24 protein-coding genes are annotated in these 22,318 nt (G+C 59.6%); 2 read left to right on the top strand and 22 right to left on the bottom strand.

Annotation, left to right across the window (positions count from 1 at the left end; all coding sequences use genetic code 11):
* Positions 1–41: 41 nt before the first annotated feature.
* From accD to Q8L89_01995, 16 genes are all read right to left on the bottom strand, one after another.
* Positions 42–911 carry an acetyl-CoA carboxylase, carboxyltransferase subunit beta gene (gene accD, locus Q8L89_02070; GenBank protein ID MDP1707850.1) on the bottom strand — a complete coding sequence of 290 codons (870 nt, stop codon included), beginning with the start codon at positions 909–911 and terminating at the stop codon, positions 42–44.
* A complete protein-coding gene (gene trpA / locus Q8L89_02065) occupies positions 908–1,729 on the bottom strand; it encodes a tryptophan synthase subunit alpha (GenBank protein ID MDP1707849.1) in 822 nt (273 codons plus the stop codon). Before trpA ends, accD begins: the two co-directional genes overlap by 4 nt.
* Before the next feature lie 44 nt (positions 1,730–1,773).
* Positions 1,774–2,991, bottom strand: a complete 1,218-nt coding sequence (gene trpB / locus Q8L89_02060) for a tryptophan synthase subunit beta (GenBank protein ID MDP1707848.1) — start codon at positions 2,989–2,991, stop codon at positions 1,774–1,776.
* Complete coding sequence (locus tag Q8L89_02055; protein ID MDP1707847.1) at positions 2,978–3,601, bottom strand: phosphoribosylanthranilate isomerase; 624 nt, start codon at positions 3,599–3,601, stop codon at positions 2,978–2,980. The genes trpB and Q8L89_02055 overlap by 14 nt, the downstream gene beginning before the upstream one ends.
* Before the next feature lie 92 nt (positions 3,602–3,693).
* On the bottom strand, positions 3,694–4,470 hold the full coding sequence (truA, locus tag Q8L89_02050; GenBank protein MDP1707846.1) for a tRNA pseudouridine(38-40) synthase TruA: 777 nt from the start codon (positions 4,468–4,470) through the stop codon (positions 3,694–3,696).
* Positions 4,470–4,997, bottom strand: coding sequence for a peptide deformylase (def, locus tag Q8L89_02045; protein MDP1707845.1), 528 nt, complete (start codon positions 4,995–4,997; stop codon positions 4,470–4,472). Before def ends, truA begins: the two co-directional genes overlap by 1 nt.
* A gap of 1 nt (position 4,998) precedes the next feature.
* Positions 4,999–5,739 (bottom strand): S-methyl-5'-thioinosine phosphorylase, encoded by a 741-nt coding sequence (locus Q8L89_02040; GenBank protein MDP1707844.1) that lies wholly within the window; start codon positions 5,737–5,739, stop codon positions 4,999–5,001.
* Positions 5,740–6,297: a hypoxanthine-guanine phosphoribosyltransferase gene (locus Q8L89_02035; GenBank protein MDP1707843.1), complete on the bottom strand. Its 558-nt coding sequence runs from the start codon at positions 6,295–6,297 to the stop codon at positions 5,740–5,742.
* Between the two features lie 144 nt (positions 6,298–6,441).
* Complete coding sequence (locus Q8L89_02030) at positions 6,442–8,391, bottom strand: bifunctional diguanylate cyclase/phosphodiesterase (GenBank protein ID MDP1707842.1); 1,950 nt, start codon at positions 8,389–8,391, stop codon at positions 6,442–6,444.
* 2 nt (positions 8,392–8,393) lie between these two features.
* The gene (locus Q8L89_02025) at positions 8,394–9,239 is read right to left on the bottom strand and encodes an HDOD domain-containing protein (GenBank protein ID MDP1707841.1); all 846 of its coding nucleotides are present in this window, start codon (positions 9,237–9,239) and stop codon (positions 8,394–8,396) included.
* A gap of 1 nt (position 9,240) precedes the next feature.
* A complete protein-coding gene (locus tag Q8L89_02020; protein ID MDP1707840.1) occupies positions 9,241–9,618 on the bottom strand; it encodes a hypothetical protein in 378 nt (125 codons plus the stop codon).
* A 208-nt stretch (positions 9,619–9,826) separates the two neighbouring features.
* Complete coding sequence (nagZ, locus tag Q8L89_02015; GenBank protein ID MDP1707839.1) at positions 9,827–10,852, bottom strand: beta-N-acetylhexosaminidase; 1,026 nt, start codon at positions 10,850–10,852, stop codon at positions 9,827–9,829.
* A gap of 16 nt (positions 10,853–10,868) precedes the next feature.
* Positions 10,869–11,360: a L,D-transpeptidase gene (locus tag Q8L89_02010; protein ID MDP1707838.1), complete on the bottom strand. Its 492-nt coding sequence runs from the start codon at positions 11,358–11,360 to the stop codon at positions 10,869–10,871.
* A 6-nt stretch (positions 11,361–11,366) separates the two neighbouring features.
* The gene (gene cysG, locus Q8L89_02005) at positions 11,367–12,755 is read right to left on the bottom strand and encodes a siroheme synthase CysG (GenBank protein MDP1707837.1); all 1,389 of its coding nucleotides are present in this window, start codon (positions 12,753–12,755) and stop codon (positions 11,367–11,369) included.
* An 18-nt stretch (positions 12,756–12,773) separates the two neighbouring features.
* Entirely contained in the window at positions 12,774–13,043 is a 270-nt protein-coding gene (locus Q8L89_02000) for an acylphosphatase (protein ID MDP1707836.1), read from the bottom strand.
* An 8-nt stretch (positions 13,044–13,051) separates the two neighbouring features.
* The gene (locus Q8L89_01995; GenBank protein ID MDP1707835.1) at positions 13,052–13,588 is read right to left on the bottom strand and encodes a TlpA disulfide reductase family protein; all 537 of its coding nucleotides are present in this window, start codon (positions 13,586–13,588) and stop codon (positions 13,052–13,054) included.
* A gap of 51 nt (positions 13,589–13,639) precedes the next feature.
* Between Q8L89_01995 and Q8L89_01990 the strand changes: the two genes are divergently transcribed.
* Both Q8L89_01990 and Q8L89_01985 read left to right on the top strand, forming a co-directional pair.
* Entirely contained in the window at positions 13,640–15,034 is a 1,395-nt protein-coding gene (locus Q8L89_01990) for an aspartate ammonia-lyase (protein MDP1707834.1), read from the top strand.
* Between the two features lie 121 nt (positions 15,035–15,155).
* Positions 15,156–17,411 carry an EAL domain-containing protein gene (locus tag Q8L89_01985; GenBank protein ID MDP1707833.1) on the top strand — a complete coding sequence of 752 codons (2,256 nt, stop codon included), beginning with the start codon at positions 15,156–15,158 and terminating at the stop codon, positions 17,409–17,411.
* Positions 17,412–17,479: 68 nt separating this feature from the next.
* On the opposite strand, the gene Q8L89_01980 is transcribed toward Q8L89_01985, so the two are convergent.
* The 6 genes from Q8L89_01980 to Q8L89_01955 form a co-directional block, all read right to left on the bottom strand.
* On the bottom strand, positions 17,480–19,060 hold the full coding sequence (locus Q8L89_01980; GenBank protein ID MDP1707832.1) for a peptide chain release factor 3: 1,581 nt from the start codon (positions 19,058–19,060) through the stop codon (positions 17,480–17,482).
* A 38-nt stretch (positions 19,061–19,098) separates the two neighbouring features.
* On the bottom strand, positions 19,099–19,569 hold the full coding sequence (gene rimI / locus Q8L89_01975) for a ribosomal protein S18-alanine N-acetyltransferase (protein ID MDP1707831.1): 471 nt from the start codon (positions 19,567–19,569) through the stop codon (positions 19,099–19,101).
* 8 nt (positions 19,570–19,577) lie between these two features.
* Positions 19,578–20,297 carry a uracil-DNA glycosylase family protein gene (locus tag Q8L89_01970; protein ID MDP1707830.1) on the bottom strand — a complete coding sequence of 240 codons (720 nt, stop codon included), beginning with the start codon at positions 20,295–20,297 and terminating at the stop codon, positions 19,578–19,580.
* 80 nt (positions 20,298–20,377) lie between these two features.
* The gene (locus tag Q8L89_01965; protein MDP1707829.1) at positions 20,378–20,821 is read right to left on the bottom strand and encodes a DUF4124 domain-containing protein; all 444 of its coding nucleotides are present in this window, start codon (positions 20,819–20,821) and stop codon (positions 20,378–20,380) included.
* 4 nt (positions 20,822–20,825) lie between these two features.
* Positions 20,826–21,623, bottom strand: a complete 798-nt coding sequence (gene fetB, locus Q8L89_01960) for an iron export ABC transporter permease subunit FetB (GenBank protein ID MDP1707828.1) — start codon at positions 21,621–21,623, stop codon at positions 20,826–20,828.
* Positions 21,620–22,276, bottom strand: a complete 657-nt coding sequence (locus Q8L89_01955) for an ATP-binding cassette domain-containing protein (protein MDP1707827.1) — start codon at positions 22,274–22,276, stop codon at positions 21,620–21,622. The genes fetB and Q8L89_01955 overlap by 4 nt, the downstream gene beginning before the upstream one ends.
* Positions 22,277–22,318 lie beyond the last annotated feature (42 nt).

Raw genomic sequence — 22,318 nt, 5'->3', positions numbered from 1 at the left:
ATTGGGCCAGCTAACACCCTTGTTGCGGTCCACATCCTGCCCTAATTACTTGCCACCGGTCTATGCATCAACAGCGCCAGCAGGCGTGCCACCCGGTCGCGCATTTCGTGGCGGCTGATGATCATGTCGATGGCGCCGTGATCAAGCAGGAACTCGGCACGTTGGAAACCCTCCGGCAACACCTCCCGCACGGTCTGCTCAATGACACGCGGCCCGGCGAAACCGATCAGTGCCTTGGGTTCCGCCACGTTCACATCGCCCAGCATGGCCAGGCTCGCCGATACCCCGCCCATGGTGGGATCGGTAAGTACGGAGACAAATGGAATGCCACGCTCGCGCAGGCGGGCCAGGGCGGCACTGGTCTTGGCCATCTGCATCAGCGAGAGCAGGCCTTCCTGCATGCGCGCGCCGCCGGAGGCGGAGAAACAGACCAGCGGCACGCCCTGTTCCAGACAATAATTCACCGCGCGCACAAAACGCTCGCCCACCACCGACCCCATCGAGCCCCCCATGAAGCGAAACTCAAATGCACAGGCGACGATCGGTTGCTTTTTGAGCCGGCCTGCAACGACTATCATGGCATCCTGCTCGCCCGTGTCTTTTTGCGCCTGTGATAATCTATCCTTGTAGCGCTTGCTGTCACGAAACTTGAGGATGTCCACCGGCGCCAGCGTCGCGGCCAGTTCTTCGCGCGGTTCGGCATCCAGAAAATGATCCAGCCGTTTGCGCGCACCAATACGCATGTGGTGATTGCATTTCGGACAGACGTGCAGGTTACGCTCGAGTTCGGCACGAAACAATACGGCGCTGCATAGCTCGCATTTGGTCCACAACCCTTCCGGCACCGTTTTTTTCGGGCCGTTGCCTTCGGTCTTGATCTTGGACGGCAGCAGTTTTTCGAACCAGTTCATGGCGTTTTTCCGGCAGTTTCATCGAGCGCTTGGCGCATCCCGGCCAGCAGCATGCAGACTTCAGCGGCAATCTTTTCCGGTGCATGCTGTAACTGCTCGATCTTTTGCACCAGCGCACTGCCGACTATCACGGCATCGGCGAGGCGACCCACTGCGGCGGCCGTGACAGCATCCTTGATACCGAAGCCAACACCCAGCGGCAGATCGGTCAGAGCGCGAATCTCGCCCAACTTGTCTTGCACTGCGGCAATATCCAGCGTTGCGGCACCGGTTACGCCCTTGAGCGAGACATAGTAGATATACCCCTGTGCCACTGCGATGACCTTGGCGATACGCTCGCGGGTGCTGGTGGGGGCGAGCAGAAAGACCGGCGCAAGCGCATGCGCGTGCAATGCCGTGACCAGGTCATCGGCCTCTTCGGGCGGCATGTCCACCGTGAGCACACCATCAACACCTGCGGCGGCGGCGGCGCTGGCAAACTGCTCATAGCCCATCACCTCCACCGGGTTGAGATAGCCCATGAGTACCACCGGTGTGGTGGTATCACTGGCGCGGAACGTGCGCACCATGTCGAGCACGCGACGCAGGCTGACATGGTGCTTGAGCGCGCGCTCAGAGGCGCGCTGTATCACCGGGCCATCGGCCATCGGATCGGAAAATGGTACACCGAGCTCGAGGATATCCGCTCCGGCACCCACCATGGCATGCATCAGCGGCACAGTCAGCTCCGGACTCGGGTCACCGGCAGTAATAAAAGGAATCAGCGCCTTGCGTTTTTGCACGCGCAACCGATCGAAACAGTGCGTGATACGGCTCACGCGTGTTTCCTGCAGCTGTATTTTTTGCTCTGGCTGGGCGCGGTTCATGCCTTGATCCCTTCGCGCGCCGCCACGGTATGGATGTCCTTGTCGCCACGGCCCGACAGGTTGACGATGATGCTCTCGCTCTGCTTCAGCGTCGGCGCCAGTTTGGTGGCGTAGGCCAGTGCGTGGCTCGACTCCAGCGCCGGCATGATGCCTTCGATGCGCGTGAGGTCATGAAACGCCTGCAGCGCCTCGTCATCGGTGATGGCCACGTACTGGGCGCGGCCGCTGTCCTTGAGCCAGGCGTGCTCCGGGCCGACGCCGGGGTAGTCGAGGCCGGCCGAAATCGAATGGGTCTCGATGATCTGGCCGTCGTCGTCTTCTATAAGATAGGTGCGGTTGCCGTGCAACACGCCGGGCCGGCCCCTGCACAGCGTGGCGGCATGGTGCGCGGTGTTGAGTCCTTCACCTGCCGCCTCCACACCGTAGATCGCTACGCCCTCGTCTTCAAGAAAGGGGTGAAACAGGCCGATGGCATTGGAGCCGCCGCCGACACAGGCGACGAGCGCCTGCGGCAGACGCCCTTCCTGCTCCAGTATCTGCGCCCGCGCCTCGCGCCCGATGACACACTGGAAATCGCGCACCATCATGGGGTACGGGTGCGGCCCGGCCACCGTGCCGATGATATAAAAGGTATTGTCGACGTTCGTGACCCAGTCGCGCATCGCCTCGTTGAGCGCATCCTTCAGCGTCTTGGAGCCGGACTCGACCGGCACCACGGTCGCCCCCAGCAGCCGCATGCGGTACACATTGAGCGCCTGGCGCTTGATGTCCTCCGATCCCATGTAGACCACACACTCCAGCCCCAGCCGGGCAGCCACCGTCGCGGTCGCCACGCCATGCTGGCCAGCACCGGTCTCGGCGATGATGCGGGTCTTGCCCATGCGTTTGGCCAGCAGCGCCTGACCGATGGTGTTATTCACCTTGTGCGCGCCGGTATGGTTCAGGTCTTCGCGCTTGAGATAGATCTTTGCCCCGCCGAGCTGCCTGCTCCAGCGCTCGGCCAGATACAACGGCGAGGGGCGGCCCACATAGTACTTGAGATCGTGATCGAATTCGGTAATGAAGGCAGGGTCGTCTTTATAGCGCTCATAGGCGCGCCGCAGTTCTTCGAGCGGCTGCATCAGCGTCTCGGCGACAAAGCGGCCACCATACGGCCCGAAATGGCCGTTGGCGTCGGGTAATACCTCACGCACCGCTGCCTTAGCCGTTGACACTGTTCACCGCCTGTATGAATGCCGCCATTTTCTGCTGATCCTTGATACCTTTCGTTGCTTCCACACCGCCGCTCACATCCACGGCGTAAGGCCGCACCTGCCGCACCGCCGCCGCCACGTTCTGCGGCATGAGGCCACCCGCAAGTATCACCGGCACATCCAGGCCAGTCGGTATCCGCGCCCAGTCAAATGCTTCACCGGTACCGCCCGCAAGCTGCTCGTGATGCGTGTCCAGAAGCACGCCACTCGCCCCGGCAAAGTCACGCACACTGGTCGCCACATCCAGGCCCTCGCGCATACGCAAGGCCTTGATGTAAGGCCGTCCGTAGCCGCCACACTGTGCGGCCGTCTCGTATCCGTGAAACTGCAGCGTGTCTACACGCACCGCCTGCAGCACGGCCTCGATTTCAGCCGCTGCGGCATCCACAAACAGGCCCACGACCGTGACAAACGGCGGCAGTGTGCCCACGATCGCCTGCGCCTGCGCTATCGTTACCGCGCGCGGGCTGGGCGCATAAAACACCAGGCCGATGGCATCCACTCCCAGTCCGGCGGCTGCGCGTGCATCCTCCGGGCGGGTAATACCGCAGATTTTAACCCGTGTGCGCATATAAAACCGATAAAAGTGTCACATTGCCCGGGTTGCAAGGGGGAAGACCCGACGTGGGCACGGAACGGCTCCGGAGCAAAGCCGTATTGTAGCTAAAAACACAGGGCTGCGGTGGGCCGGGGCAAGCCAAACCGGGCCGGATAGTCCACGGCCATCAGCGTCAGTCCATGCGGGGTGGCCGTTACCCCACCCAACGTACGATCACGCGCCTCCAGCACCTCGCGCGCCCACTCGGGCGGGCGCTCGCCTGCACCTATCGTCATCAACACGCCGGCGATATTCCGCACCATATGCTGCAAAAAGGCATTGGCAACGATATCGATCACCACCAATTCCCCCTGACGCACAACATCCAGCCGCTGCACCGTACGCACAGCATGTTTCGCCTGACACGACAGCGCGCGATAAGAGGAAAAATCGTGTTCGCCCACGAGATGGTGCGCCGCAGCCTGCATCCACTCCACCGTCAACGGACGGTAACACCAGCTCACCTGGGTGCCAAATGCACCTGGGCGCACAGCGCGATTGAAGATCACATAGCGGTAATGCCGCGCCGTGGCGGAAAAGCGGGCGCTGAAGTCGTCGTCCACGCGCCGCGCCCACACCACGCCACAGTCATCGGGAAGATGGGCATTGGCACCAAAGACCCAGGAGTGCTCCTCACGCACGGCATCGGTGTCAAAGTGGATTACCTGCCCCAGGGCATGCACACCGGTATCAGTACGGCCTGCGGTAATAACACGCAGCGGATGATCGGCAACCTTCGACAAGGCCCGCTCGATACACCCCTGAACCGTACGCGTACCAGGCTGTACCTGCCAGCCATAAAAGCGCGTACCGTCATACTCAACCCCGAGCGCGATGCGCATCAGATACGGTCTGCGGCCCGCAGCAACTCCTCCTCAAAACCGAACAGGCGCGTATCAGCGATGCGCAGCGGATACAAAATGCCGTCGAGATGATCGCACTCGTGCTGCACCACGCGGGCGTGGAAATCCCGCACCTCGCGCTCGATACGGTTGCCGCGCTGGTCGAAACCCGAATAACGCACCTGGGTTGGGCGCCGCACCAGGCCGCGCATGCCGGGCACACTCAAACAACCCTCCCACAATTCGTCGTCCTCATCACCCGTCACCTCTATCACCGGGTTGATCAGCGCTGTGGTCGGCACCGGCTCGGCGTCCGGGTAGCGCGGGTTGTGCTCCACACCAAAGATCACTACGCGCAGGCTGACACCTATCTGGGGGGCGGCGAGTCCAGCGCCATTGCGCGCCGCCATGGTGTCGAACATGTCGGCAATAAGGCCATCGAGATCAGGGGTATTAAACGCGGTCACCGGCTGGGCCACTTGCAGCAGCAGCGGGTTACCCATACGCAGGACCTCCCTGACGGCCATGTCAGGTCAGCGGAATCACATGCTCAAGCAGTGTGCGCACGTTCTCCATCGCCTGCTTGAGCGTGTGCTCAATCTCGGCCATGGAAATGGACTCCGCGCCCCGCCCCGCCGCCATGTTCGCCACCACTGCACAGGAGGCGTAGGCCAACCCGAGTTCGGCCGCCAACCCCGCCTCCGGCATGCCTGTCATGCCCACAATGTCGCAGCCATCACGCTCCATGCGATTGATCTCGGCGGCGGTCTCCAGCCGTGGCCCCTGTGTCGCACCGTAGGTCGCCTGACCATTACATGCCAGCCCGGCGTCGGCGCAGCCGCGCATTAGCAATGCACGCAATTCGGCACTGTAAGGCTGGCTAAAATCAATATGTGTAACAGGCACCTCGCCACCCTCGAAAAACGTATGCGCCCGCCCCCACGTATAGTCGACGATCTGATCCGGAATAACGATACTGCCCGGCAACACGTCGGCACGGATGCTGCCCACCGCCGCGATGGCAATGATCTGCTTCACGCCTATCTGCTGCAGTGCCTGCAGATTTGCGCGATAGTTGATCAGGTGAGGCGGGATGGTGTGGCCATAGCCGTGACGCGGAAGAAATACCACCTCCTTGCCGCATAGCCTGCCATGCGTCAGTGGGCCGGAGGGCTCACCGTAGGGGGTATATACCACCTCGCGCCGCGTGACTTCCAGATTTTTCAGCGAGGTCAGCCCGCTGCCGCCGATAATGGCCAGTTGGGTCATTTAAATATCTTCCTCCCGTACTGCAAAGATGCCGGGTGCGTTGCGCCAGTAACTCTTGTAATCCATGCCGTAACCAAACACATAGCGGTCCGGCACTGTCAACCCGACAAAGTCGGCGTGCACATCGCATTTGCGGTCATGCAGCTTGTTCGCCAGCACCGCGCTATACACCTCCCGCGCCCCTTCCGTCTTGCAGTACTCCAAAATCTCTGCCAGCGTATTGCCTTCATCCAGGATGTCATCCACCACCAGTACCGTGCGATCACGCAAGGGGGTTACGGGCCGTGCATTCCATTGTAGCGCACCGCCCTGTGTACTGCTCGCATAGCGCGTGGCGTGCAGATAGTCGATCTGCAACGGGAAATCGAGCCGCGTCAGCAAATGTCCCGTCACCACCACACCACCGGTCATGGTGCACAAGAGCAGGGGGTTACTGCCCTTGAGGCGATCCGCGATCTCGCCCGCCATGCGCGTCAACGCTGCCTCAACCGCCGCCTGGTCGTACAGACACTCGGCATGTGCGTAAACATCAAGCGCCTTACTTACATTAACCGGCATTGGCATTCCTCGCGGAGGTCATCGTAGTGAAGTATAGGGGGGCAAATGGACACTGGCCAGAGTGCGCGCGACTTACACGAATCTGACATCTCAAGCAGGCCCTGTCAGACGACTATCTGTAGGCAAGCCTGCACCCATCCCCTGTCACAAAGGCACATGATGCAGACGCTTGCCGGATCTCATCATCTGGATGGCCTGATCTTCCGGAACGGCGGCACTGAAAAGATAGCCCTGTATTTCCTCACATTGTATAGAGCGCAAAAAGTCGAGCTGTTCACTGGTTTCCACACCCTCCGCGACCACCTTCAGGCCCATACTATGGGACATGGCAATAATGGCCGTCACAATGGCGGCGTCGTCCGAATTGAAGGTGACATCACGTATGAATGAGCGATCAACCTTCAGAATATCTATGGGGAAGCGCTTCAGATAGTTCAGCGAGGAATAACCTGTGCCGAAATCATCGATTGACAGTCTGACGCCAATTTTATGCAGGGCATCAAGGGTAGCGGTGGTAGCTTCGATATCTTTCATCATGGTACTTTCGGTAATCTCCAGCTCCAGATGGCGCGCTGGCAACTTGACGTCATCCAGAATCGAAACAATAAGCTCAAGCATATTCTTCTGCAGGAACTGTTTGGCCGACAAGTTTACCGAAATACAAATATCCGAAAACCCGTCATCCAGCCACACTTTTGCCTGACTGCAGGCGGCATGCAACACCCATTCGCTGATGGTTGTTATGAGTCCGGTATTTTCTGCAATGGGAATGAACCCGCTTGGCAGCACCACCCCTATGTCCGGATGGCGCCAGCGGATAAGGGCTTCCCAACCGCTGATATTGCCCGTACAGATATCAACCTTGGGCTGGTAATGAAGCATCAGCTCATTGTTCCCAACAGCATGACGCAGGCTGTTTTCCAGCAAAAGTTGCTGCAATGAAGCAGAGTTCATTTCCTCGGCATAAAACAGATATCTGTCGCCGCCATCCTGTTTTGCATGCTGCATAGCAGCATTGGCATTCTTGAGCAGGGTTTCAGGGTCAGCACCGTCGGCAGGGTACAAACTTATGCCGACGCTACTGGTAACATGTATCTCGTGTCCGTTGATGCGCAACGGCATGGAAAGGGCTTCGATAATGCACTTGGCTATATGCGGAATGGACTCAACATCGCCCAGACTGGTCAGCAAAATTCCGAACTCATCACCGCCCAGATGTGAAACTGTTACGCTCACGTGCGGGGCCAGAAGATCGGTTTCTTCCATTGCCCTGAGCAGGCGCCGACCCTCTTCTGTAAGCAGCTTGTCACCCGACTCATGCCCCAGGGTGTCATTAATGCGCTTAAACATATCAAGATCGACAACCATTACCGCGACCATTCTTTTGTAGCGTGCAGCACTCGATATGGCCTGCCTCATTCGGTCGTGGAAAAGCAGCCTGTTAGGCAGGCCGGTTAGACTGTCATGCCCATATTGATATTCAAGCTCACGTGTACGCTGCTGTATGATTTTCTTGAGCCCCTTGTTGTGCGCGCTGACCAGATTGTAAAGCGCCGAACTTTCCAGGGCCTGAGCACAGTTATGGAGCACGATCGATATGAAGTTCAGAACGACAGAGGAGGGTGATTTGCTGCCCTCAGCCATAAAGCCGACGAATACGCCTCGCACACGCGTTTTTGAAGCAAGTACGTGGAGCAATATCAGTGACCCGTTGACGCCCGCTTTCAGCACCACTGGATGATTCCGATTCAGAACCCAGGCAAATTTCCCCTGATCAATGAGCCTGTCGACTTCCTGATTAATTTCTTCAAACCTGGATTGTGGCTCACAATCATCCAGCGCGAAGGAAGAGTCTTCCTCGTTGAGCCCTACAAACGCAGTAACATCAAAATCAATCAACCGCGCCAGGTGTCGGCGGGTAACACTGTATATATAGTGGGGTGTGCGGCTGCGACTGGCATCTCGGTGCATGTCGCCCATGGAAGCCAGCATGTCCAGGGCCTGCATATGCCAGCGGTTAACCTGCTCCAGATGCTCAATACGCTCCTGCAGATGGTGTACTACTTCATCCCTGCTGCTGTCTGTCGGGTGCATGGTCAGGCAAGAAACAACTCTACGACATCATTGTATTGCAGATCTATTTGCTGGGTTATGTCATTGATCATGCTGGTCTGGAGACCTATGCGCGCCCATGCCTCGGCCTCAATCGGGGGTACCCTGTGCTCACCGCCATCCCCCATTTGCATGGCAGTCGCCAGGATGTCAGCGACATGTATGAGGGCGGCCTCGTCCGGATAGGAAGTGGCAAGCCGCGGACAATGATGACACCCTACCGCCTCCTGCGCCGACTCCGGGAGTTTCCACGCCTTGAGCAGTAGCCTGCCCACCAGGGCGTGATTGTAGCCCAGCACCTCCTCCTCTGCGGCATACAAAAGTAATTCTTCTTGGCGGCATTTCTTGAGTATTGTGCTGGCAACACTCGGGATCTCCTGATAAAGGATAAGCAGGCCTATATCATGCAGCAACCCCAGCACATAAAAGCGCTCTATGTTAGGCTCACGCTGGTAGGTTGCCAGCACACGTGCCGCGATTCCGCAGGCGATGCTATGCTGCCAGAATGATCTCATGTTAACCAGGTCACCCGAAATGTCCTTGAATGTCTTTATGGCATAGGTTGCCAGCACGATATCCCTCAGCTGCCTTGTCCCCAGAATCGTAATGGCATGACTGATGGTGAGGACTGGTGATGGGAAATTGAACATCGCACTATTGGCAATCCTCAGCATTCTGGCTGCCAGACCCGTGTCCTCGGAAATGATGTCGGCTATGTCAGACAGGTTGCTGTAAGGGTTATTGACCTCTTCATTCAAGCGTATGAAGATTTCCGGCAGCGATGCAACACTTATGGCCCCTTTAACCAGGCTTTCTGCGGAGCGTGGCATATTATTTCTCTTGTTGGATGCGCAGGGAAGTTTTTGTCACACAGATTTCAAATAATTCCCGAATCAGGGGATGCTCAAGGTTTGAAAGTGCGAAAAACTTCGATGCCTCATCCCTTGCCGCCTCAAGGATGGCTGGGGTAATGTCGGGCACTGGGAGGGCATCGGTGGATGAGACCGCATCAGCGACGTCCTTGATGCGCACCCAGGTAACACCCCAGGCCTTGAGCGTACGCAAGGATTTTTCGGTAATTTGAGCATTCAATCGCAACAGCAACCGGCCGCTACGATCCCTGACATCACTCTCCAGTGTCATGCCAGGTGCCAGGTTGACGGTTTTTACAATCCCCATTAAAGAACCCCTGTTCTGTATAATATCCATGCCAAACAATGGCTTGTGGAATAGGCAGGATGCGCATCGGCACTACCCTTGACGCGCCCATGCACCCGGGGGATATTTCCCAAGGTCGAGGTTAGCTGACAGGTTATCGGCAGATGGCGCGCTGACTTTAATGGCATGCAAGCCTGTATTTGGATATTCGTGATGACCGGCGATGTCGGCTCAAATGACGGCAGCAGCGACCCGCATACTACACCATGGCGTGGCCGATGACGGCCTGCACCGCCTGCTGCCAGGCTGGTGTCTGTTGCAGTTGCAGGCGGTCAGGGGCGGTACGGCCGCGCATGCGCAACAGGCGGGCGTGTGAGGCAGGACTGTGATGATCGACGAGTGCTTCCGCGACTTGCGCTGCCGCCTCGGGATTGTTGCACACCAGCGCCATGTCACAACCCGCATTCAGTGCGGCATGGGCACGCTCGACATAGCCGCCCGCCACGCTGGCGCCCTCCATGCTCAAATCATCACTGAAAATCACGCCCTGAAAATCCAGGCGCTTGCGCAGTACTTCCTGCATCCAGAACGGTGAAAATCCCGCAGGGTGCGGATCAACGCGCGGATAAATCACATGGGCTGGCATCACGGCCGCCAATCCGAAGTGAATCATGCGCTCGAACGGCAATATGTCTTCGGCGTAGATGTCTTCATAGCGCCGATTATCCATGGGGATGGCGATGTGTGAATCAGCCTCTACTGCGCCATGGCCGGGGAAGTGTTTGCCGGTCGCCGCCATGCCTGCACGCGCCATGCCGCTCATATAGGAATGCGCCAGATCAGCAACCCGCTCCGGATCACAATGAAAGGCACGGTCGCCGATGATGGTGCTCACACCCCGGTCGAGATCGAGCACCGGCGCGAAACTGAAATCAATGCCCACGGCACGCACCTCCGCCGCCATCAACCAGCCATGGGTCTCTGCAAGACGTTTGGCACGTTTGCGGTCGCTGTCATACAACGCACCCAGCTGACGCACGGCGGGCATGGCCGTGAAACCTTCCCGGAAGCGCTGCACCCGCCCGCCTTCGTGATCCACCGCCACCAGCAGGCGCGGCTCACGCAAGCGGTGTATCTCGGCCACCAGCATCGCGACCTGATCGGCCGACGCATAATTGCGGGTAAACAGAATCACGCCCCCCACGGCGGGGTGCTGAAGCAGCTCGCGCTCGACCGGGCTGATTTCGAGCCCTGCCAGATCAAGCATTACCGGGCCTAGCGGCATGGCGTAGTCCTTGTGCTCACTCACGTATAATGACGCGGGCGCCCACAGGCACACGCTCAAAGAGTTTGATCAGATCCCGGTTGCGCATCTTCACGCAGCCGTGCGAACTGGGCACACCCACCGCGTCTTCCTCAGGGCAACCGTGAATATAGATGTAGCGGCGCATCGTGTCGACATTGCCCCGCCGGTTTGTTCCAACCTCCAGCCCACTCAGCCACAGGATACGTGTCAGTATCCAGTCGCGCTGCGGGTAGTGTTGGCGCAGCGCAGGCGTATACATTTCTCCGGTCGGGCGGCGGCTTACGAAGACCGTATTGACTGCACAGCCGGCGCCGATTTTTGCCCGAACGACGTGTGCACCACGCGGCGTGCACTCGCTGCCATTGATTTCACCCGCGCCGTTTTTGGCTGTGCTCACGGCAACGTCCAGCGTGATGCGATTCTGCTCACGCAGGCGCAGGCGCTGTTCGCTGATGCTGACTTCAATCACGGGAGCGTTATCGGTCATGGGTATTCAGTGCCCAAGGTTGAACCATGCCAGCCTGTCGTGCAAGCGCACCACATCGCCCACGATAATCAGCGTCGGTGCGTGCACGTCGGTATTGCTGATAATGCCCGGCAAGGTCTCGAGGGTACCAGTCAGCACACGCTGCCGGGGCGTGGTGCCCTGCTCGACCAGCGCACTCGGCGTCGCAGCAGGCAGCCCATGCGCTATCAGTTCGCGACATAATATATCGACGCCCGCCAGCCCCATATACACGACGATGGTCTGCTGTGGCTGTATCAGCCCGGCCCAGTTCAAGGCCATACCGCCGTCTTTCAACTGCCCGGTGACAAATACACACGACTGCGCGTACTCCCGATGCGTTAGTGGAATGCCGGCATAGGCCGCACAGCCCGACGCCGCAGTAATACCCGGCACGACCTGAAACGGTATACCCTCTTCCGCCAGCGTGGCAATTTCTTCACCGCCGCGCCCGAATATAAACGGATCGCCGCCCTTCAACCGCAGCACACGCTTGCCTGCCCTGGCATGCTGCACCAGCAACTGATTGATCATCTCCTGCCGCAGCGTATGCTCGCTGCGACGCTTGCCCACGTAGATGCGTTCGGCATCGGTGCGCACCAGATTGAGAATGACATCGGGTATGAGGCGGTCATAAAGCACGACATCCGCCTGCTGCATCAGCCGCAAGGCGCGGAACGTGAGCAGGTCCGGGTCGCCCGGCCCGGCACCCACCAGATAGACTTCGCCACGGGCCGTATCAGTACTCGCCTGCTCCAGTGCCGCCTGTAGCGCCGCCTCAGCGGCCCGCTCCTGACCGGCAAAGACCTGCTCCGCCACCGGGCCCTGCAGGATATTTTCCCAGAAACGGCGACGCAGTATTGCATCGCCAATCTGCTGTTTCACTGCGGCACGAAATTTCGCGGCCAGTGTAGCGAGCCGTCCATAGGCTGCCGGGATCAGTGTTTCCAGCCGGGCGCGCAACAGACGCGCAAGCAGCGGCGCCGCCCCGCCGGAAGACACCGCAATCAGCACCGGCGAGCGATCGACCACGGCAGGCATGATGAAGCTGCACAGGGCGGGATTGTCCACCACATTGACCGGGATATTGTGTTGCACGGCGGCGGCATGCACGGCTTTATTCACGGTCATGTCATCCGTCGCGGCAATGACCAGCGCGCAACCTGCAACATCATTCGGCTCGAACTGACCCTTGCGCCAGACAACAGCGTGCTGCGCTACCTGCTCCTGCAACCGCTGACACAACGCAGGCGCTACTACATGCACTTCGCCACCCGCGCGCAATAGCTGCCGCGTCTTGCGCGCAGCCACCTCACCACCCCCTACCACCACGCAGGGTCTGGCGTTGATCTTCATGAAAACCGGAAAAAAATCCATAGCGATGGGTGCGCGGTATCAGCAAATTGCAAAACTTTCGTGCTCTGCCAGCGGCGCCGGTGTCATCTCTACCGCCGTCACTGCTGCCAGTGCGGGCCCGCTGCGCAGCCAGACCTGCATGGCCTCCAGCGCACTGTCTTCACCACAGGCCAGCAACTCAACTGCACCGTCGTCACGGTTGCGCACCCAGCCGGCCAAACCGAGTGCCCGTGCCTGCGTCCGTGCGCCAACCCGGAAACCTACGCCCTGCACCCGACCCGACACGACATAGCGCCTGCAGGCCGTCATGCACGCTGCTATCTGGGCACCGGTTTTCCGGCAGGAGGCGCACCGGCCTTGACCCGGAAGTGTGCAGGCGCGGAAGCGATAAAGCGCTCGATCATGGCGGCGTCTATTCGCCCCAGGTGCGTGGCGGCAATCTCGCCGTTGGGGGCAATGAGAAAGGTCACCGGCAAACCTCGTACCGGCCCCAGCGGTGATTCGTAGGCTGCCCCCCCCAGCAACACCGGGTAATCCATCATGCGTTCATCCATAAATCTGCGCAGGGCGGGCACACCGATGTCTTCCACAGATACCCCCAACACCAGGGCATCCTTGTTTTTGTGCTTGTCATGAAACATCACCAGTTCAGGAATTTCCTCCAGACAGGGTGGGCACCAGGTAGCCCAGTAGTTCACCACCACCCATTTACCCCGGTAGTCCGACAGGCTGTGATTCACGCCATTGACATCCGGCAGGGTAAAATCCTGGCCGTCGCCGCCCTTGGCCTGCACAGCGGATACCCACAGCGCGGCAAAAAGGATTAAAATAAGCTTGTAAATACTGATCTGCACACAACCTCCACACCCAATGCCGGCAGAATGCGCCGCACGGACTAAACCTGCATGAATGATAGCAGTTTCCGCACCGAGAGAGACAGCCTGGGCGACCTGAGGGTTCCCGCCCACGCCTGGTATGGCGCCCAAACCACGCGTGCCGTGGCCAATTTCCCGATCAGCGGTCGCTGCCCTGATCGTGACTTTGTCCTCGCCCATGTGCGCGTCAAGCGCGCAGCGGCAGCGGCCAATCAGCAGTGCGGGCAACTGGAGGATGCATTGGCACAGGCCATCACAACCGCCTGCGATGACATTCTGGCAGGCAACCATCTCGATCAGTTTGTAGTGGACCGGTTTCAGGCCGGTGCTGGCACCAGCCACAACATGAACAGCAACGAGGTGATCGCCAACCTCGCCAATGCCACACTCGGCGCCGAATGCGGCACCTACCACCCGGTGCACCCCAACGATCACGTCAACATGGGGCAAAGCACCAACGACACCATACCGACCGCCATCCGTCTTGCGGTGCTCGCAAAATTGCCGCGCCTCGTCAAGGCCGTGCATGACATGGCGAGCGAATATGCACGCATCGGCGCACGCGAGGCCGATACCGTAAAAAGTGCCCGCACCCATTTACAGGATGCCGTACCCACCACCGTAGGCCGCGAATTTAACGCCTATGCCTGGACGCTGACACGCTGCGCAGAACGGTTACAGGAAGCACGCCCGCCCTTGTGCGACATCGGCCTCGGCGGCAGCGCGGCAGGCACCGGCCTCAACACCGCGCCGGGTTACACAGCAAAAGTCGCAGCCGAACTTGCGCGCCTGACCGGCGAACCGCTGCGTCCGGCGCCTGACCTCGCAGCGCAGATGCAATCCATGCTCGACCTGCAGAATCTCTCCAACGCCATCCGCGCGCTGGCACTCGAGCTCACCCGCATCGCCAACGACATGCGGCTGCTGGCCTCCGGCCCGCGCACCGGGCTGGGTGAAATTATCCTGCCTGCCGTGCAGCCGGGTTCCAGCATCATGCCGGGCAAGGTCAACCCGGTGATGTTCGAGATGTTGAATCAGGTGTGCTATCAGGTGCAGGGGCAAGATCACGCCATCGCACTCATGGCCCAGGCCGGGCAACTGGAACTGAATGTCATGATGCCTGCACTCGGTTCGGCGCTGTTTGATGCCATGGACTGGCTGACAAACGCCATTAACGCGGCAACGGCACTCAACCTGCACGGGCTTACAGTCGACCGCGAACGCTGCAAGCATTTTCTGCACACCAGCGTCGCGTTGGCCACACTGCTCAACCCCAGTATTGGCTACGAGCAGGCGGCGAAGATCGCACAGGAATCCGAAAAAACCGGCAGACCGGTACGCGACATCGTGGCAGAGCGCGGCCTCATGACGGGCGAAGATTTTGATGCGCTGGTTTTAAAAGCGGCGCGCGAGGGCCAACCCTGAAGATAGTCTTGATCACAACGTAAAGTCCGTGAAGGGACTTTCTTCAACAAACTCCTGGCTGACCTGCCCTCTCTCATCCATTATCGCCTGAGAATAGAGCTACCGACAATGATGCAATGACATGAAAGAACCGCCGCTGCCACCCGACGAATCAGCAAGGCTGTCGACGCTGCATGCCCTGTCCATCCTGGATACGCCTCCCGAGGCGCGCTTTGATCGCATTACGCGCTTTGCCACCCGGCTGTTCGATGTACCGATCGCGCTCATTAGCCTGGTGGACGCCGAGCGCCAGTGGTTCAAATCCTGTCAAGGATTGGCTGTCTCCGAAACGCCACGCGGTATTTCATTTTGTGGCCACACCATTCTGGGAGATCATGCCATGGTCGTTCCCGACGCGCGGCTCGACGAACGCTTCGCCGATAATCCATTAGTGACAGGAGCGCCGCATATCCGTTTCTACGCCGGCTTCCCGATCAGCGCACCGAACGGCAGCCGGCTTGGCACCCTCTGCCTCATAGACTACCGCCCGCGCCATCTGGATCAGGAGCAACTCAACACACTGCACGAGCTTGCTGTGTGGGCACAGCATGAATTGTACAGCGCGGAACTCGCGCGCGCCTTCACCTTATCACAGCAAAATACCTTATTGCTTGCCGAGATCGCCGACCGTACCAGAGCGGAACAGGCACTGCGCGAAATGGCCACCGCACTGGAACATGCTGTGGAGGGAATCGCGCGGCTGGATGCAGAGGGGCGCTTTCGTATGGTCAACAAGGCCTACGCCGACATGGTCGGTTACGCGCCAGAAGATCTGATCGGCGCCGAGCGATCGCTGACAGTGCAGCCGGATGACCTTGGCCTGATGCAGGCCGCCTACCAGCGCGTGCGGGAGAGTGGAAAGGCTGATGTGGAAGCCAGGGCACTGCGCAAAGATGGTTCGATTTTCTACAAACATGCAGTGATGGTCGGAATCTACGACGAGCACAATAATTTCTCCGGTCACTACTGCCTCATGAGCGACATCACCGAGCGCAAACAGGCCGAGGAGCGCCTCAAGCAGCTTGCGCTGTATGACTCTCTGACCGGGCTTCCCAATCGACAGCTGCTTGATGACCGCCTGCGGCAGATTATAAGGGATGCCGACCGCGAGGATTGCCAAGTCGCCGTGCTATTCATGGACATCGATTACTTTAAATATGTCAACGATACCTTCGGACACAGCGCGGGTGACAAGCTGCTTAAGATGGTGGCCGAGCATCTCAGCAACGGCCTCCGGACGAGCGATACCATTGCCCGCCTCGGAGGGGATGAATTTGCCATAGTGCTCCCCGGCATTCATCACACGGACGAAGTCGCCGATATGATCCGGAAAATCCAGAAACTGCTGGATCTTCCTTTCGTTATTGATGATCGGGAGATACATGTGAGCGTAAGCATCGGTATCACCCTGTACCCGCTGGATGAGGAGGGTGTGGAAGGGCTCCTCAAAAGTGCCGACACCGCCATGTATCATGCCAAGGAGTCCGGGCGTAACACCTTCAGATTCTACACACCCGATCTCCATAATCGCGCCAGCCGACGCCTGACTCTGGAAAGCGGTCTACGCCGCGCTTTGGAGAGAGCAGAGCTCCTGCTGCACTACCAGCCGATAGTGACTCTCCATACTGGAGCAATCATCGGCATGGAAGCCCTGTTACGCTGGGACCAGCCCGAAGAAGGGCTTATCGCACCGCTGGAGTTCATCCCTGTGGCCGAGGAAACCGGGCTGATTGTTCCCATTGGCGCATGGGTACTGCAAGCTGCCTGCGCGCAGACACGGATCTTGCAGCAGATGGGCCTTCCTCCATTGCGCTTGGCGGTAAATCTGTCGCCCCGGCAGTTGCGGCAAAAGGATTTCCTGCAGACGGTCAGGAAGGCGCTCGAGGAAAGCGGCTTCGCGGCATCCAGACTCGATCTTGAATTGACCGAGAGCATGCTGATGCGCGATCCGGAGGATGCCATCCAGTGCCTGGAGGCGCTAAAAATGGACGGCGTATCCTGCTCGCTTGATGACTTTGGTACGGGCCATTCATCCCTGAGCACCCTCAAGCGCTGCCCCATTGATTGCTTGAAAATAGACCGCAGCTTCGTACGTGACATTGCCACTGACCCCAATGATGCCGCGATAGTAAAGACCATCATCGCCATGGCCCGCACGCTCAACATGAAAGTCATCGCGGAGGGAGTGGAGACCTCCGAGCAGCTCCAGTTTCTGCGCGAAGAGGGCTGCGACATGGCCCAAGGCTACTACTTCAGCAAGCCGCTCCCGGCCGATGAGTTTGCCGGGTTAGTCCAGAGTTGGGAGCGGACACAGATGTTCAAATTCGAGCTTCGCTAACTGCTGCATCTATCCATTGCAGTCCACCGTCAAACTATCACTACAGATTCACTGCGTGAGCAGGCCTGCTAATGCTCGCGGGTGGCGCGGAATTCGATGTCGGGCCAGCGCTCCATGGTCAACTCAAGGTTGATGCGGGTGGGGGCAATGTAAGCCAGCTGGCCTGAGCTGTCCAGCGCCAGATTATCGTTGGCCTTGCGATGAAACTCTTCCAGCTTTTTGACGTCGGCGCACTTCACCCAACGCGCGGTGGCGACCTGCACGTTTTCAAACGCACACTCCACGCCATACTCGTGTTGCAGGCGGTAGGCCACCACGTCGAATTGCAAGACACCCACCGCACCCAGAATCAGGTCATTGCTGCTTAAAGGGCGGAACAACTGGGTCGCGCCCTCCTCGCACAATTGATCCAGCCCCTTCTGTAGCGCCTTCAATCGCAACGGGTCACGCAGGCGCACACGGCGGAACAGTTCCGGCGAAAAATACGGGATGCCGGTAAATTTCAGCGCCTCGCCCTGGGTAAAGGTATCGCCGATCTGGATGGTGCCGTGGTTATGCAGGCCGATGATGTCGCCGGGGTAGGCCACGTCGATATGCTCGCGCTCGCCGGCCATGAAGGTAATGGCGTTCGATATCTGCACCTCGCGCGCGATGCGCACATGCTTCATGCGCATGCCCTTGGTGAAGCTGCCTGAACACACGCGCAGGAACGCGATGCGGTCACGGTGCGCCGGATCCATGTTGGCCTGTATCTTGAAAACGAAACCGGTGAATTTTTCTTCCTCGGCTTGCACGCTGCGCGTGGTGGTGGCGCGCGGCTGCGGCGGCGGCGCGACTTCAACAAAGGCATCGAGCAATTCTTTCACGCCGAAATTGTTCATCGCCGAGCCGAAAAACACCGGCGAAAGCTCCCCGGCGAGAAAGGCCTCCAGATTAAACTCATGGCTCGCGCCCTTAACCAGCTCGATCTCTTCGCGCAGCTCGTCTGCCATCGAGCCGAACAATTCATCGAGGCGCGGGTTGTCCAGCCCCTGTATGACTTCGCCCTGTTGTATCTTGCCGCCGTGACTGGGCGCAAACAGGTGCACACTGTCATTGGGCAGGTGAAAGATACCCTTAAAGCGCTTGCCCATGCCGATAGGCCAGGTGGCCGGCGCACAGCGGATGTTGAGAACGGTCTCGATTTCATCCAGCAGATCGATGGGGGCGCGGCCTTCACGGTCGAGCTTGTTGATGAAGGTGACGATGGGCGTGGTGCGCAAGCGGCACACCTCCAGCAGCTTGATGGTGCGCGCCTCCACGCCCTTGGCGGAATCGATGACCATCAGCGCGGAATCGACCGCGGTCAGCGTACGGTAGGTGTCTTCGGAAAAGTCTTCGTGCCCCGGCGTGTCGAGCAGGTTGATAATCTTGTCGCGATACGGGAACTGCATCACTGAGGAGGTGACCGAGATGCCGCGCTGCTTCTCCAGCTCCATCCAGTCTGAGGTTGCATGGCGCTGGCTCTTGCGTCCCTTCACCGTACCCGCGAGCTGTATCGCACCGCCAAACAGGAGCAGTTTTTCAGTGAGCGTAGTCTTGCCCGCGTCAGGGTGGGAAATAATGGCGAAGGTGCGACGGCGCGCAGCCTCGATGGCGATTACAGACATCTGGGAATAAAGCGTGAGTGCGGGATCAATGTTTTTTATTATACCAAACTGAGCGCAAGAATGATGGCGTCTTCCTTGCCATTGGCGGCAGGGTAATAGGCCTTGCGCATGCCTACCTCATTGAAGCCCACGGCATGGTAGAGGCTTATGGCGGCCTGGTTGGAGGGTCGCACCTCGAGCAATGCAGTATCTGCGTGATGCCCGCGCGCAATACTCAGCATGTGCTTGAGCAACCGACGCCCCAGCCCGTACCTGCGCCACTCAGTTCGCACACAGAGGTTCAGGAGATGTGCCTCGCCCGCACCCACTGACATTACCGCATAGCCTGCAAGCGCATGCTCTGTCTTGTACACCCAGCAACAGTAGCCGACGTTCAGGCAGTCCTGAAAAATACCCGCGCTCCACGGATACTCATAGGCGCACAGCTCGATCGCCATCACCGCCTCGATGTCCTCGGCGGTCATGGGGCGCAACTGGCTGTCCGAAAACATCTCCAGCGGCGCATCCATGACCTGGCTCACCCCTCACCCCGCAGCACCCGGCGCGCGAACTTCAGGTCTTCCCATGCCTTGCGCTTCTCCAGCGGCGACCGCAACAGATAGGCCGGATGGTAAGTCACCACGACAGGAATGTCCGTGCCGGGGCAGGTATGACGCTGGCCACGCAGCGCACCGATTTTGGTGTCGGTCTTGAGCAGGTTCTGCGCCGCGATGCGGCCCACCGCGAGGATGATTTTGGGCCGGATCAGTTCCAGTTGGCGTTTGAGATAAGGCTCGCAGGCGGCCACCTCTTCCGGCAGCGGATCGCGGTTGTTGGGCGGCCGGCTCTTCAGAATGTTGGCGATATACACCTGCTCGCGCGTGAACCCCAGCGCCTTCAGCATGGAGGTGAGCAATTGCCCTGCCCGCCCCACAAACGGCTCACCCTGCCGGTCTTCATCGGCGCCCGGCGCCTCGCCTATCACCATCCATTCGGCGCGCTTGTCGCCCACTCCGAACACCGCCTGCGTGCGCGTTTCATGCAGCGGGCAGCGGGTGCAGTTGCGCACCGCCTGCTCGAGCTCATCCCATGCAGGCTGATCGTTACTGTCTACAGCCGTCGTCTGTGTCACCGGCACTGCGTCTGCCTGCTCTGTGGGCATGCTCTCCCCCGCCTGTGGTCGGGCATGTCGCTGCTCCCACAGCGTGATGCCCATTGCGTGCAGATACTGCCTGCGTATGGCTTCGCCCTTAATCATGATGCTAGCTTAGCGGCTGCAGGCAACAAAGCAACCCACCCGCATCTCCCTACTTTTACATCTGACCGTAGGGCACACACTCAAAGCCCCGCACACCAATGCGCCACGGACTTGCGCGCGTATTCCAGCACCTGCCGGTACTCTGCCTTTGAAAGCTGGCGTTCCGTGCCATCGGTCTCTTGCGTTCTGAGGCCGCCGGCCTGCTCGTACTGCTTCAGACGCACTCTGGCCGCCTTGCACTCCTGCTCTCGCTTCTGCTGTTCAATGATGCGCTTGGATGCCTGCTCGCGCTTCTCTTCCCGCTCGGCCTCGAACACCTCCAGCAGCTTCTGCTGCTTCTGCAGACGTTCGCGCTGACTTGCGTCCGGCGCAGGCGCGGCAGGCAGAATGATCTCGCGCGCCGCTGCATTACCGGGCTGATCACCGTAGTGGACTTTGCCCTGCTCATCGGTCCAGGTGTACACACCCGCCGCACCGGCAACACCGCACACCAGCATCAACACCAGCAGCGTAATTTTTTGCATGGGGTTACTCCGCCCGCAACCGGTCGATGCGCAACCGTTCGCGTTCATCAAACAACCGCCGGGCCCCCAGCCAGACGGCCGCGAGCGTGCCAAAGCCCGTGCATGCGGTCACCAGAAACATCACCAGTATCTGATACTTCACCGCCTCCAGCGGCGGCGTGCCTGCCAGTATCTGCCCGGTCATCATGCCGGGCAAGCTCACCACGCCTGCCGCTGCCATGGCGTTGACAGTGGGAATCAGCCCGACACGCACTGCGTCGCGGCGCAGGCCACTCACGCTCTCTCTCCAGTCCTGCCCCAGCAGCAGCCGCGCCTCAATCTGTGCCCGCTGGTGCCATGCGCTCTGGGTCAGGCGATCCAGCGCCAGCGCCACGCCGCTCATGACATTTCCCAGCATCATACCCAGCAGGGGAATGGAATATTGTGGCGCATACCAGGGCGTGGGGCCTATCAACACCACCAGGGCGAGTATGGTCACCGAAAATGAGGCGACAAACATGGACACTACGCTCATGCCGAAGCCCCACATGCCGGTATAACCATGCCGCTGGCGCGCCACCACTTCGCGCCCTGCGATCAGCAGCATGGCACTCGCAATCAGAGTAATCCAGCCCAGATGGACATGGGTAAACAGCGTTTTGAGCACCAGCCCCACCAGTAATAACTGCACCGTGGTGCGCAGTGCCGCGATAATGATCTCCTGCGCCAGTGTCAGACGCAACCGCAACGAGAGCAGTGCCAGCGCCAGCACCAGTACTGCCGCCAGTGCCAGCGCCCACGGGCTCAGGGTGATGACATTCATGCGTCCACCAGCTTGCCGTTTGCCAGCCTGCAGTGCCGCCCGCCGAGGCGCGCAATCTGCTCCATGTCATGGCTCACCCACACCACACAGGCGTTATGCCGGGCACAATAGTCTGCAATCAGCGCCTCTACCCGGCGCACGTTGTTGTTGTCCAGATTGGCGCTCGGCTCGTCCAGCAGCAACACCTGCGGTTGCAGCGCCAGCAGGCGCAGCAAGGCCAACCGTTGCCGCTCGCCGCTCGACAGGCGTGTGACCGGCCAGTGCATGACCGCACACTCAAATCCCAGCATCGCATGCATCTCTGCATCGATGTTGATGAAATGCTCTCCTACTGTCGGCCACCACCACTGGCTCTCTGCTGGCAGCATGCCAACGTGCCGCCGCCACAGATGCCCGCGCATGCTGCGACACTCAACGCCATCCAGCGATACCTCACCCGCCTGCGGATCGAGGTCGGCGATGGCGCGCAGCAACAAGGTCTTGCCGGAGCCGGAAGGCCCACTGAGGCCCATGCACTCACCCTCATCCAGGCTGAAACTGACCGGCCCGAGGCTGTGGCTGACAAGCTGCTCGACCCGCAGTCGCGAACACAGCACTGCACGGGTCATGGTGGGTGAGGAGGCAGGCGTTACGACGTCCTGAGTATCGCGCATGGGGTGTATACCATCATTCCGTAGGTTGGCGCGTTATACTGC

The sequence above is a fragment of the Gammaproteobacteria bacterium genome (assembly GCA_030680605.1).
Lineage (GTDB): Bacteria > Pseudomonadota > Gammaproteobacteria > SURF-13 > SURF-13 > JAQBXX01.
Note: the sequence above shows the minus strand (reverse complement) of the source record. Positions and strands in the feature narration are given on the sequence as shown.